This is a genomic window from Paenirhodobacter sp. YD-8 (assembly GCF_056590935.1).
Map to the genome: position 1 here is coordinate 1,838,227 of NZ_CM152649.1, position 12,498 is coordinate 1,850,724.

General features: G+C 72.1%; 8 protein-coding genes. 5 read left to right on the forward strand and 3 right to left on the reverse strand.

Annotation, left to right across the window (positions count from 1 at the left end; genetic code table 11):
• Positions 1-24 precede the first annotated feature (24 nt).
• Positions 25-1,434, reverse strand: coding sequence for a DUF2927 domain-containing protein (locus AC0QTQ_RS08960; RefSeq protein ID WP_480259149.1), 1,410 nt, complete (start codon positions 1,432-1,434; stop codon positions 25-27).
• Between the two features lie 435 nt (positions 1,435-1,869).
• Here AC0QTQ_RS08960 and AC0QTQ_RS08965 point away from each other — a divergent pair, with 435 nt between their 5' ends.
• The 3 genes from AC0QTQ_RS08965 to AC0QTQ_RS08975 all read left to right on the forward strand — a co-directional run bounded on the left by AC0QTQ_RS08965 (position 1,870) and on the right by AC0QTQ_RS08975 (position 4,837).
• Entirely contained in the window at positions 1,870-2,991 is a 1,122-nt protein-coding gene (locus tag AC0QTQ_RS08965; RefSeq protein WP_121532116.1) for a Ppx/GppA phosphatase family protein, read from the forward strand.
• A 17-nt stretch (positions 2,992-3,008) separates the two neighbouring features.
• Positions 3,009-3,770, forward strand: a complete 762-nt coding sequence (locus AC0QTQ_RS08970) for an RlmE family RNA methyltransferase (RefSeq protein WP_121532118.1) — start codon at positions 3,009-3,011, stop codon at positions 3,768-3,770.
• 95 nt (positions 3,771-3,865) lie between these two features.
• Positions 3,866-4,837: a GAF domain-containing protein gene (locus AC0QTQ_RS08975; RefSeq protein WP_245965215.1), complete on the forward strand. Its 972-nt coding sequence runs from the start codon at positions 3,866-3,868 to the stop codon at positions 4,835-4,837.
• A 15-nt stretch (positions 4,838-4,852) separates the two neighbouring features.
• On the opposite strand, the gene AC0QTQ_RS08980 is transcribed toward AC0QTQ_RS08975, so the two are convergent.
• Positions 4,853-8,194 carry an AAA family ATPase gene (locus AC0QTQ_RS08980; RefSeq protein WP_480259150.1) on the reverse strand — a complete coding sequence of 1,114 codons (3,342 nt, stop codon included), beginning with the start codon at positions 8,192-8,194 and terminating at the stop codon, positions 4,853-4,855.
• Complete coding sequence (locus tag AC0QTQ_RS08985; RefSeq protein ID WP_480259151.1) at positions 8,194-9,447, reverse strand: metallophosphoesterase family protein; 1,254 nt, start codon at positions 9,445-9,447, stop codon at positions 8,194-8,196. Before AC0QTQ_RS08985 ends, AC0QTQ_RS08980 begins: the two co-directional genes overlap by 1 nt.
• Before the next feature lie 180 nt (positions 9,448-9,627).
• Here AC0QTQ_RS08985 and AC0QTQ_RS08990 point away from each other — a divergent pair, with 180 nt between their 5' ends.
• Both AC0QTQ_RS08990 and adh read left to right on the forward strand, forming a co-directional pair.
• Positions 9,628-10,782 carry a hypothetical protein gene (locus AC0QTQ_RS08990; RefSeq protein WP_480259152.1) on the forward strand — a complete coding sequence of 385 codons (1,155 nt, stop codon included), beginning with the start codon at positions 9,628-9,630 and terminating at the stop codon, positions 10,780-10,782.
• A gap of 180 nt (positions 10,783-10,962) precedes the next feature.
• Positions 10,963-12,489: an aldehyde dehydrogenase gene (gene adh / locus AC0QTQ_RS08995; protein WP_245965216.1), complete on the forward strand. Its 1,527-nt coding sequence runs from the start codon at positions 10,963-10,965 to the stop codon at positions 12,487-12,489.
• Positions 12,490-12,498 lie beyond the last annotated feature (9 nt).

Below are 12,498 nucleotides of genomic sequence, written 5' to 3' on the forward strand. Positions count from 1 at the left end.
CGGATGCGGCCGGGCAGCGCCGGCTCAGTTCACCTGCGCCCCGGCCCCGGCCAGCGCCGCCACCTCGGTGGCGCGGGCCCGGACGGCGGCGTCCGAACCAAAGCCATAGCGTGCCCAGTGCTGCGAGTCGAGCCAGGCGGCCCTGGCCCCGGCACTGTCGCCAAGCGCCTCGCAGGCCTCGGCGCGGATCATCGAGAGTGTCGCGCTCAGCGCGGCATTCTCGGCCGTGCGCGCGGCCGGCAGGGCGCGTTCGCTCAGCGCGCGGGCCGTGTCGGGCTGGCCCGAGGCGAGGGCAAGGGCCGCAAGCTGCATGTCGACATGGGCGGCCTGCACCGCGGCGCCGGGCGTGGCGCGGAAGATCGCGCCCGCCGTGCGGAAGGCGGACAGCGCCGCCTGCGGATCGTCCCTCAGGCTGAGCCGGCCGAGCGCGAAGAGGGCAAAGCCCGTGCGGCTGTCGGTCCAGCCCTCGGTGCGGGCGATCTGCACCGCCTGCGCGGCCGCGGCCTTGCGCCGGGCCGGCGTGCCGGTGCCGAAGGCCGTGTCGATCGCGCGCGAGAAGCGCTGCGGCGTCGGATCGGCGGGGAGCGGCGTGACGGCGCCGCCCGCGGGGTTGATCCGGGCGAGCACCGCGGCCAGCCGTGCCGCCACCTCGGCCTCGGTCATGCCCGAGTGCAGCTCGGGCGCATAGGTCGCGCGCAGGATCAGCATGTCGTGGCGCGTCAGCACCGCCTGGAAATTGTCGTCGTTCCAGATCGAGTCGGGCAGACGGTAGAGGTCGTTCAGCGGGCCGAGCGCCTGGCTGACCTCTTCGTGCAGGCAGTCGCGCAGCTCCTGCGGGCTCGCCTCGGCGGGGATGAAGACGGTGGCGTCGCGGCGCACCGTCTGCGTCGCCCAGTCGGTGGTGCGGTCGCGCCGGCGGGCGCGGTAATCGTCCCAGCCCGCGACATTCGGCACGACGAAGCAGGCGGCGCCCGGCACCTCGGCCTGCAGCACCCGTTTCGGCACGAAATCGAGGGTGATCCGGTTCGCCCCGCCAAGGCCGGGGCCGATCGCGATCCCCGCCTCGGCGCGCAGCCGCGCGGTCAGCCGGTCAAGCTCGGCGGGCGCGGTCGCGGGGACGGCGCCGGCGAAGGAGACGGTCACCGGCCCCTCGAAGCGGGTGAAGACCGGCAGGGCACGCCCGGTTTCCAGCGCGAAGGACAGCTCGCGGAAATCGCGGGCCAGCGCCGCGTTCGAGAGCGCCGAGGAGCGCGGGGTCGCCGCCGGGGCGGGCGCGTCGAGCGGCATCCGCGCGCTCTCGGCCGCGGCGCGCGTCGGCGGCACCTGTGCCGCGGGCGCAGCGCAGGCGGCGAGCGTCGCGGCAAGGCCGAGCGCCGCGAGCGCGCGCAGCGGTGCGGCAAGGACCGCGCGGGGCGTGGAAATCGTCGGACGCATGGCAGTGCGGTCCCTTGGAGGCTGTCGAACGTGATGCCTCAGCTTCGGCTGGCAAGCGCCTGCCACGCAAGCGGAAATTGCGGCGCCGAGATGGCCTGCGCCGCCACGGCTGCGCCATGATTGCGCTGGCGCCCGAGGATTGTCCTTTCCGTGGAAACGTTTCGTTTCCGGAACTCGACGAATCGACGCCGCGCCGCCGCGCCTGTGCAACGGCCCGTTGCCGCATCGGAAACGGCGCCGGCGGCTGCGGTCCGGAGGCGTCGCCGCGTCCAATCCTGCGTCGGCCGGGCGATTGTTGCGCAGATGTCGGAGGCGGGACGAATCGCGCTCTCCGGCGCCCCCCGCGCAATCGTGTCATCGCCGCGTCACCTCGCGCCTTGAACCCCTGCGTTCAAATCGCTACCTTGGGGACAACTTGAAATCGGAGGGCGTGCAATGGCGCCCAAGCGTCCCAGGTCTGCGGGCGCGTTCCCGAAACCGGTAGAGCCGACCGCGACCGTCCCCGCCGAGAAGGGCGAGCTTTATGCTGCGCTCGATCTTGGCACCAACAGTTGCCGGATGCTGATTGCCCGACCGAAGGGCGATCAGTTTCAGGTGGTGGACAGCTTTTCCAAGGCGGTCCAGCTCGGCCAGGGGCTTGAAGCCTCGGGCCGCTTGTCGCGTTCGTCCATGGCGCGCACGGTGCAGGCGCTGCAGATCTGCCGGCGGAAGATCGAATCCCACGGCGTGAAACGCATGCGCTTGGTTGCCACCGAGGCCTGCCGCCGTGCCGGCAACGCCCGAGATTTCATCCGCTATGTGCGGCGCGAAACCGGCCTGCCGCTCGAGATCATCCCGCCCGAGGAGGAGGCACGCCTTGCCGTGATCTCCTGCGCCTCGCTCGTCAGCCCGCGCACCGAACAGGTGCTGGTGGTCGACATCGGCGGCGGCTCGACCGAACTTGTCTGGATCGATATCTCGAAGGTGCCGCCGGCCGACCGGGCGCGGGCGATCATGCGGATGTCGGGGGCGGGCGGGTTCCGCGCGCTCGAAGGGCCGGAGCCCTCGGCGCGGGTGGTCGACTGGATCTCGGTGCCGCTTGGCGTCGCCACGCTCAAGGACCAGTTCGCCGATGTCGAGGACGACGCGGCGCGTTTCGCGCTGATGAGCTGGTACTTCGAGGAGAAACTGGCCGATTTCACCCCCTACAGCTCGGGAAGCCCGCAAGAGGGCTTCCAGATCATCGGCACCTCGGGCACGGTGACGACGGTTGCCGCCTGTCACCTCGGGCTGAAGCGCTATGACCGCACCCGCGTCGACGGGCTGGCGATGTCCTCGGCGCAGATCGACGCGGTGATCCGGCGGTTCCTGCAGCTCGGCCCCGAAGGCCGGCGCGCCGATCCGCGCATCGGGCGTGACCGGCACACGCTGATCATGTCGGGCGCGGCGATCTTGCAGGCGCTGATGCGGGTCTGGCCGACCGACCGGATGTCGGTGGCCGACCGCGGCCTGCGCGAGGGGCTGCTTTACGCACAGATGGCCGCCGATGGCGTGCTCGAGGAAATGGGCCCGATCTGAGGTCCGAGGAGAGAAAAATGGCGAAGACACCCTCCGGCAAGAACAGCTCGGGCCGCGGCCAGCGCGAATTGCGCGTGCGCGTGAAGACGGCGAAGGGGCGCAAGCTCAGCTCGACGCTCTGGCTCGAGCGGCAGCTGAACGACCCCTATGTCCTGCGCGCGAAGAAGGAAGGCTATCGCGGCCGCGCCGCCTTCAAGATCCTGGAGCTCGACGACAAGTTCCGCTTCCTCGTGCCGGGCGCGCGGGTGGTCGACCTTGGCTGCGCGCCGGGCGGCTGGTGCCAGGTGGCGGTGCAGCGGGTGAACGCGCTTGGCGAGAAGTCGGGCAAGAAGGTGGGCACCGTGCTGGGCGTCGACCTGCAGGAGGTGACGCCGATCACCGGCGCCGAGATCCATCAGCTTGATTTCCTCGAGGATGACGCCGACGAGAAGGTGAAGACCTGGCTTGGCGGCAAGGCCGATGTGGTGATGTCGGACATGGCGGCCGCGGCCTCGGGCAACCAGCAGGTCGACCATCTGCGGATCATCACGCTGTGCGAACACGCCGCCTATTTCGCCTTCGACGTGCTGGAAGAGGGCGGCACCTTCGTCGCCAAGGTGCTGGCGGGCGGGGCGGAGCAGGAGCTGCTGACCATCCTCAAGAAGAATTTCACCAAGGTCGCAAACGTCAAGCCGCCGGCCTCGCGCAAGGACAGTTCCGAGAAATTCGTGGTCGCGCAGGGCTTTCGCGGCAAGCGTCACGAGGGCGGGGCGGAAGATGGGGAAGAGCCTGCGACCTAAGTCGTAAGGCCGACCCGCGCGGGGGCATTTACTCCTGCCCCGAACCGGCTATCCTTCCGGGCCTGACGCATCGGAAAGAGGGGAGGCTTTTCGCCATGCCGTCGATGAACACAGTCCAGCGCAACCACGCCGACATCGTGCAGTCGGTGGTGACGTCCCCGGCCGCGCTCGGCCGGGCGGGCTTTGCGGCAAGCTGGCGCCGCTCGCTCATCCATCACAAGCTCGACCCGGCGACGCAACGCCCGATCGAGCGGTTGTCGACCCCCGAGATGCGCGCCCGGCGCGAGGCGGCGGGGCTTCTGGTGCGGGTGGCGAGCCCGGTGCTCGACCGGCTCGCCCGCGCCGCCTGCGACGCGGGCTGCACCGTTCTTCTCTCCGACGCGCAGGGGCTGATCCTGGATGAGCGCGTGCGCGACGGCGACAAGCGCGAATTCCACGCCTCGAACCTGGCGCCCGGCACCGACTGGTCGGAGGGGGCCGAGGGCACGAACGGCATCGGCACCTGTCTGGCCGAGGGCCGCGCCGTGACCGTCTGGCGCGACCAGCATTTCCGCTCGACCAACACCGGGCTGACCTGCATGGGCTCGCCGGTCTTCGGCGCGACCGGCGAGCTCGCCGGGGTGATCGACATCTCGTCGGTGCGTGACGACATGGCCGAGGGCTATGCACGGATCGTCGCGCTGACCGTGCAGGACGCCGCGCTGCGGATCGAGGCGGATCTCTTCCGCGCCTCCTTCGAGGGGGCGCGGATCCTCTCGGCCGGGGCGGGCGAGAATGCACCGCAGGGGGTGATGCTGCTCGCGCTCGACCGCGACGATCTGGTGATCGGCGCGACGCGGGCGGCGCGGCGTCACCTCGGCATCGAGGACAGCGCCATCGGCCGGCTGCCGGCGGATGATCTGTTCAGCGGTCAGACCACGCGCGGTGGGCTGGAAGAGGCGCAACGCGCCGAGATGGCCCGTGCGCTGGCGCGCTCGGGGGGCAATGTCTCGGCCGCGGCGCGCGATCTCGGCATCGGCCGCGCCACCTTCTACCGCAAGGCGAAGGCGCTCGGGCTTCAGGTCTGAGCGCCAGAGCGCCGTTCAGAGTGCGGTGAGGTCGAGCACCCGCGCCTGCGGGCAGGCCGCGCGCGCGATCTCGCACAGGTGGCGGTGGTGGGTCAGGTAGATCACCTGGCCGTGGTGCGACATCTGGCCGAGCAGGGTGAAGGCCGCGGTGGCGCGGCCGTCGTCGAAGGTTTCCATGATGTCGTCGGCGACGAAGGGCACGGTCGGGCGGCTGCGGGCGAGTTCCGCATAGCCCGCGATCCGCAGCGCCAGATAGAGCTGGAACCGCGTGCCCTTCGACAGATCCACCGCCAGTTTCGCCCCGCCCGCGGCGGGCAGCACCACCAGCCGTTCCTGCGCGCCGTCGGGTTCGGCCGAAAGCCCGGCATAGGCGCCGCGCGACAGCGCCGCGAAGGCCTCTGAGGCGCGGGCGAGCATGGCACTGCGATGGCTGTCGCGATAGCGCCGCAGCGCGGTCTCGAAGGCGATCAGGCCGAAGCGGGCGGCCAGATGGGCGCGGCTGTCCTCGGCGAGCGCATTGAGCAGGTTCGCGCGCTCGGCCTCGATCCGCGCGACGGCATCGTCGCCCCCCACCGCCTCGAGCCGCCGGCGTGCCTCGCGCAGCGCGGCGAAACTCTCCTCGGCCGCGGCGCGGGTGGCCGCGGCGGCGCTCTGCAGTGCGGATTCGCGGGTGGCGAGGGTGGCGTCATCGTCGTCCCCGGCCTCCGGCTCGGGCTGCGCGGCAAGGTCGCGGGTCAGCCGGGCGATCTCGGTGCGAAGCGCGCCGGCCGTGCGGCAGGCCGCCAGATGCGCCGCCAGTTCGCGCCCGCGCAGCATGGGCGCACCGAGATGGGCGGCGATCCCGGCCTGTCCGGCCTCGTTCGCCAGTTGCGCGGCAGTGTCGGCGTCTTGCGTTGCGCGCAGGGCGGCGAGATCGGCACCGAGCACCTCGCGCTGCCGCTCGATCTCCTCGGCGCGGCGCAGGCGGGCGGTCAGCGCGGTCCAGGGCGCGTCGTCGGCAAGCCCCAGCCGGGTACGCAGATCGGCGAGCGCCGCGCGGAAACGATCGCGGTTCGCCTCCATCTTCGCGATCCGATCGGCGAGGGCGGCGTGGCTTGCGGCCTCCTGCCCCAGCCGGTCGAGCAGGTCGAGCATCCGGCCGAGCCCCTCGATCTCGACGGGTTCTGCGGCGAGCGGCGTGCCCGCGGTCTGCGTGGCCCAGTCGGCGGTCCACGCGGCCAGCTGCGCTTCGGACTTATCCAGCGCCTGTGCGCGGCGGGTGGCGGTCTCGCGCGCGGTCTCGGCGGCGCGGTCGAGATCGGCGATCCGGCCCGCGGCCTCGACCCGGGCGAGCGCCTCGGCCCGCAGCGCGGCAAGGCCGCCCGGGGCCGGCATCGGCTGGCCAAGCAGCGCCGCAAGCGCCTGCGCGGCGGCGTCGACGGCCGCGCTGGCGCGTGTGGTCTCGGCCTCGGCCGCGGCCAGCCGGGCCCGCGCCGCAAGCGCCGTTTCGCGCGCCGCGAGCCACGACAGCAGCGCCTCGAGCCCGGCGCCGGAGAGGCCGAGCGCTTCGGTCACCGCCGCCACCTCGGCCAGATGCGCGGCGCGGGCGGCCTGTGCTGCGCTCAGCGCCGCCGCGGCCCGGTCGCGCGCGGCGGCCTCGCGGGCCCGAAGCCGCGCGGCCGCAAGCCGGTCGGCCGCTTGCGCGGTGATCCGGTCATCGGCCCGCAGCGCCGCCTCGAAAGCCGCGGCGCTGTCGTGGGTGAGGGTTGCGAGATGCGCGGCCCAGAGCGCCTCGCGCCGGCTGCGCGCGGCATCGGCATCGGCCGTGGCCTCGGGGGCGTCGATCTCGCCGGGGGCGGTGGCCGTCAGCGCGCGCTGCGCATCGGCCAGCGCGGTGCGGGTGGCCTCGGCCGCGGTTTTCAACCCGTCGAGCTGCCACGGCGCGGGCACGGAAAGGGCGGCCAGCGCCGCGGCATCGCCGCGCCAGGGCGCAAGTGCGGCCAGCGCTTGCGCAAGGTCTGCGCGCGCAAGGTCTTCGGCGCGACGGGCGAGCGCGAGCGTGGCCGCCGGATCGTCACGGCCGATCTGCGCGAGCAGGGCGGCCAGAGCGCGCGCATCGCTGCCGGCGCCGGCGGCGGTGCGGCGCGCTTCGGCTTCGGCCAGGGCGGTTTGCGCGGCCTCGGCCTCGGCCCGGGCGGCGGCCACGGCCGTCTCGTGGCCCGAGCGACGGGCGAGAAGCGCGCGCAGGGACGCCAGCCGGGCCGGGCTGAGCAGAAGGCCCGCCACCGGCACCCCGGCCCGGCCAAGCGCCGCCTGCGTCGCGCGCAGGCTCGCCTCGATCTGCTGTGCGGCATCGATCCGGTGCGGCAGATCGGCAAGCGCGGTGTCATGCGCCGCGCGCAGCCCCTCGGCCGCCGCCAGATCCGCGGCCAGCGCCAGCACCGCCGGATCGGGGGCAAGGGCTGCGAGCCGGTCCTCGAGCGTCCGGATCTGCGCCGCCGCGGCCGCCAGCCGACTGTCGATGCCGATCCGCGCCTCGGTCAGCGCACGCAGTTGGTCGTCAAGCGCGGCATCGGTGTCGGGCAGGGCGGCAAGGGGGGCAAGCTCGGCCTCGGCCGCCACAAGGCGCGCGCGCAGCGGCCGCGCGGCACGGGCGGCGCGGATGGCGGCCAGCGCGGCATCGGCGGCATCGGCGGCGGCCTTGGCGCGGGTCCAGCCCTCCTCGGCCACCGCCACCTCGCGCGCCAGTTTCTGCGCCGCCGCTGCGCTGGTGTCGAGATCGCGCCGCGCCCGGTCGAGCTCGGCCAGCCGCGCCTTCGCGTCGCGAACCGCGCCCTTGCGCCGGCCCGGCGCGTGGAAGGCGTCGAGATCCGCCCGCATCGCCTCGAGCTCGGGGCCGAGGCCGGCAAGCCCGGCGCTGGCGGAAAACAGCATCTCGCCAAGGTCGCCGCGGCTCGCAAGGATGCTCTCGCCGCCGCGTTCGAGCGTGTCGTCGTCGAGCGAGAACATCGCGCCATAGCCCTCGCGGCCCAGCCCGCCAAGCGCCGCCTGCAGCACGGTCTCGGGCAGGGGGGCGCCGTGGGCATCGAGCAGGCTTCCCGTGCTGCGCTTGATCCGGGTGAGGGCCATCGGCCCGGCCTCGGTGCGGATCGTGGCGCCGATGCGCATCGTCGGGCCGGGGTGCAGGAAGTCATAGCGGCTGCGCAGCGGGATGCCGAACAGCAGGTCGAGCCAGGCCGAGAAGATCGTCGACTTGCCGGCCTCGTTCGGGCCGAAGATGACATGCAGATCGGCCCCGCCGGGCGCGGGCGCGGGGAAGTCGAGCACGGTGTCGGTGAAGCGGCCGTAGCGCGCGAGGTCAAGCCGGTCGAGCCGCATCAGCCCTCCTCCCCGCCGGGGGCGAGGCGGGCCAGAAGCTGTGCCGTGCCGGTGGCGAGAAGCGCGGCACAGGCGGCATCAAGCGCGGCCTCGTCCTCGCCCAGAAGGCCGCGCAGCTCCGGCGGCAGGTCGTGCAGCAGCTCCTCGGCGGTCTTGCGCAGCTGCGCGGCAAGGCCCGCGTCGCGGGGCAGGTCGTCGTTCAGAAGGCGCAGCAGGTCGGCGGGCAGGCGGCCGGCCTGCACGTCGCCGCCGCTCACCCGCGCCTCGAGCTTGTCGATCCAGACCCCGCCGATCGCCTCGGCCGCGGCGCGCGCCTCCTCGGTCAGCCGGTCGAGGTCGCGCCCGATCCGCCAGGCAAGCGGCGTCGCGCCGACAAGAACCGGGCGCAGCACCAGCGCCGTGCCCGCGGCGCCGGCGGCCGCGTCGCGCAAAGCGGACGCCAGCCGGCCGGGCAGGGCGGCCCAGTCGGCGATGCCGCTCAGGTCAAGCTCGACCCGCTCGAAGCGCAGCGGTGCGACGGCGCGGGCGTCGGTCGTCACCGTGCCATCGTCGGCCACGGTGACGAGGGTGACGGTCTTTTCCCCGCTTTCACCGATGTCGCGGCCCTGCGGCATGCCGGGCATGACGACGACCGAGCGGCCGCGGTATTCGGCGCGGCGGTGGATATGGCCAAGCGCCCAGTAGTCATAGCCCTGCGCATCGAGATCTGCGACCGCGCAGGGGGCGTAATTGTCGTGCCCGGGGCTGCCGTTCAGGCTGGTGTGCATCATGCCGATGTTGATCGCGCCGGGCACCGGGGCGGGGTAGCGCGGCAGCAGGCTCTCGGGGGCGCTGTCCTGGGCAAAGCTCAGCCCGTGCACGGCGACGCTGCGGCCCCGGGCCTCGAACACCTCGGTCGCGGCGCGGCCGCCGAAGACATGGGTGCCGGGGGGCGGCTCCAGCTCGCGCGTGACCTTCGACATCGCGTCGTGGTTGCCGCGGATGAGGAAGCTGCGAATCCCCGCGGCCCCCAGACGGGCAAGCTCCTGCCGCAGGAACCTCGGCGTCTTCGCCGAGCCCTGCGCGCCGTCCCACAGATCGCCCGCGATCAAGAGTGCATCGACCGCTTCGGCCAGGCACAGATCGACGATCCGGCTCAGCGCGGTGCGGGTGGCGGTGCCGACCTCCTCGGCCAGGGCCGGATCGCGCAGCGCCAGCGACACCAGCGGCGAGTCGAGGTGCAGGTCGGCGGTATGGACAAAGCGGACTGCCACGGCGGGAGGGGGCCTTTCGGGAACCGGGCCAGAAGACCAGATCGGGGCGGGGCGAGGCAAGCGGAAAGCGCGCCGCAGGATGGGCGAGGGATGGGCGGAAACCCCGCCTCGGGTGCCACGCTCCATTGACGGCGCGGGCCCGATCTGCGATGCCGCTCGCCTCTGACGAAGGAGAGCATCATGCAGGACAAACTGCCCGAGCGTCCCGAACTGGATCTGCTGATCGTCGTCACGGAGCTGCACGCCGCGCGCGGTGCCGTTGACCGTGCCGCGCTGCAGGTCGAAGCCCGCGGCCGTGGGCTCGAGGTGGCGCGGCCGCTCTCGGGGCTGATCGGCGCCGGGCTCGTCGAGGAGATCACCCACCGGCCGTCCTTCCTGAAACGCCTGTTCGGCGCGCGCGAGACGGTGGTGCTGGCGCCGACCGAGGCCGCGCGCAGCCTGCTGGCCGCGCTGAACGGCGAGACGGCGGCCGAGGTCGCGGATGAGGCGGCGGCTGCCGCCCCCGAAGCCGTCGCACCGGAGACGCCTGTCGCCGAGGTCGCGCCGGAAACCGTGCCGGTCGAAGCTCCCGTGGCCTCCGACGCCGCGCCTTTCGTGCTGGACCAGCCGGCGGCCGAGACCCTTGCGCCCGAGACCCCGCTCCAGGAAATCCCCGTTGCGGAAGTCCCGCCGGCCGAGGCTCCGGTCGCCGAACCCCAGCCTGTGGACACGCCTTCGGTCGAGGCGGCCGTCGCGGAACCGACGATCGAGGAGGCCCCGGTGGCCGAGGCGCCGCGCCGCGCCCCCGCGCGCCCGATGCCGACGCCGGCCCGGGCACGGGTGATCGGTTTCACCGAGGAGCTGGGCGGCACCCCCGAGGAGGCGCCGCCGATCGCCCCGGTCCGCGTCGACCCCGAGGTGATGGACGGGCTGCGCGAGCTGCTCGAGGGGCTGGGCATGGAGCTGACCATGGCCGGCGAGGCGCTGATCGGCACCCGCATGGCGCAGGGCTTCTCGGCCGGCGAGGCGCTGTCGCAGGTGGTGCTCTTCGCCTTTGCCCATGCGATCCGCCACGACATCCTGTTCCATGGCGAGATGCGCGCGCTTGGCCTGTCGGAATACGCGATCGAGGTGATGCGCGAGGTCGAGAAGCTGCGCGACGCGGGCGAGATCGGCGAGGCGCGCTTCGAGGAGGACATGCGAGCGCTCTGGGCGCTGCTCGAGGAGGCGCCCGATCGCGATGCGCGGCTTGATGCCCTGCTCACCGACCCGGTCGGCGGCGCGGCCCCCGTTGCGGTGCTGCCCGAGGATCTGCGCAGCGCCGAGGAAACCGACGAGGAGGAAGAGGGCTTCTGAGCCCCCTTCCGGCGCGGCCCGATTGCGCACCTTCCGGGTTTCTGCGCCTGCACCTGTCTCAGGCCCGAGACAGTCTGCCATTCTGGGTACGCATTGCGGCTATGCAACTCGGGAAAGGTGGCGCACCTTGAATGCATCGCGGGTCGTGGAGGACCCGCAGCATTCAGGGAGGAAATCCAGATGGCAACCGACATGTCGGCCGAGTTCAAGGGTGTGATGGTGTCGCCGTTCAAGGCGCGCTACGACAACTTCATTGGTGGCAAGTTCGTGCCGCCGGTCAGCGGCCGCTACTTCGACAACATCACCCCGATCACCGGCGGCAAGATCTGCGAAGTCGCCCGTTCGGACGCCGCCGATATCGAGCTGGCGCTTGATGCCGCGCATGCGGCGAAGGATGGCTGGGGCACCACCTCGGCCGCGCACCGCTCGAACGTGCTGCTGAAGATCGCCGACCGGCTCGAGGCGAACCTCGACCTGCTCGCCGCCGCCGAGACCTGGGACAACGGCAAGCCGATCCGCGAGACGACCGCCGCCGACATCCCGCTGTCGATCGACCACTTCCGCTACTTCGCCGGTGTCCTGCGCTCGCAGGAAGGCACGATGTCGGAAATCGACAACGACACCGTCGCCTACCACTACCACGAGCCGCTCGGCGTCGTCGGCCAGATCATCCCGTGGAACTTCTCGATCCTGATGGCGGCGTGGAAACTTGCCCCGGCGCTGGCCGCCGGCAACTGCGTGGTGATGAAGCCCGCCGAACAGACCCCGGCCGCGATCATGGTGCTGGCGGAACTCATCGCCGACCTGCTGCCGGGCGGCGTGCTGAACATCGTCAACGGCATGGGCCCGGAAGTCGGCGCGCCGCTGGCGAAATCGCCGCGCATCGCGAAGATCGCCTTCACCGGCTCGACCGCGACCGGCCGCAAGATCATGCAGGCCGCGACCGAGAACCTGATCCCGGTCACGCTGGAACTGGGCGGCAAGTCGCCGAACATCTTCTTCTCGGACGTGATGGCGAAGGATGACGCCTTCCTCGACAAGGCGGTCGAAGGCTTCGTGCTCTTTGCCTTCAACCAGGGCGAGGTCTGCACCTGCCCGTCGCGCGCGCTGATCCAGGAAGACATCTACGAGGCCTTCATCGAGCGCGCCATCGCCCGGGTGAAAGCGATCAAGCAGGGCGACCCGCGTCTGATGGAGACCATGGTCGGCGCCCAGGCGAGCCAGGAACAGCAGGACAAGATCCTGTCCTATCTGCAGATCGGCCGCCAGGAAGGCGCCGAGGTGCTGGTCGGCGGCGACGCCGCGCGCTTCAACGGCGAGCTGTCGAACGGCTTCTACATCCAGCCGACGATCCTCAAGGGCCACAACAAGATGCGCGTGTTCCAGGAGGAGATCTTCGGGCCGGTCGTCTCGGTGACCACCTTCAAGGACGAGGCGGAAGCGCTGCACATCGCCAACGACACGATGTACGGCCTTGGCGCCGGCGTCTGGTCGCGCGACATCAACACCTGCTACCGCTTCGGCCGCCACATCCAGGCCGGGCGCGTCTGGGTCAACAACTACCACGCCTACCCGGCCCATGCGGCCTTCGGTGGCTACAAGCAGTCGGGCATCGGTCGCGAGACCCACAAGATGATGCTCGACCACTATCAGCAGACCAAGAACATGCTGGTTTCCTACAACCCGAACAAGCTGGGCTTCTTCTGAGACCTCCCC

What these genes read in the sequence shown, in the direction of transcription:
- AC0QTQ_RS08965 (WP_121532116.1), top strand. Translation starts at nt 1,870, where the DNA reads ATGGCGCCCAAGCGTCCCAGGTCTGCGGGCGCGTTCCCGAAACCGGTA.
- AC0QTQ_RS08990 (WP_480259152.1), top strand. Translation starts at nt 9,628, where the DNA reads ATGCAGGACAAACTGCCCGAGCGTCCCGAACTGGATCTGCTGATCGTC.
- AC0QTQ_RS08960 (WP_480259149.1), bottom strand. Translation starts at nt 1,434, where the DNA reads ATGCGTCCGACGATTTCCACGCCCCGCGCGGTCCTTGCCGCACCGCTG.
- adh (WP_245965216.1), top strand. Translation starts at nt 10,963, where the DNA reads ATGGCAACCGACATGTCGGCCGAGTTCAAGGGTGTGATGGTGTCGCCG.
- AC0QTQ_RS08970 (WP_121532118.1), top strand. Translation starts at nt 3,009, where the DNA reads ATGGCGAAGACACCCTCCGGCAAGAACAGCTCGGGCCGCGGCCAGCGC.
- AC0QTQ_RS08975 (WP_245965215.1), top strand. Translation starts at nt 3,866, where the DNA reads ATGCCGTCGATGAACACAGTCCAGCGCAACCACGCCGACATCGTGCAG.
- AC0QTQ_RS08980 (WP_480259150.1), bottom strand. Translation starts at nt 8,194, where the DNA reads ATGCGGCTCGACCGGCTTGACCTCGCGCGCTACGGCCGCTTCACCGAC.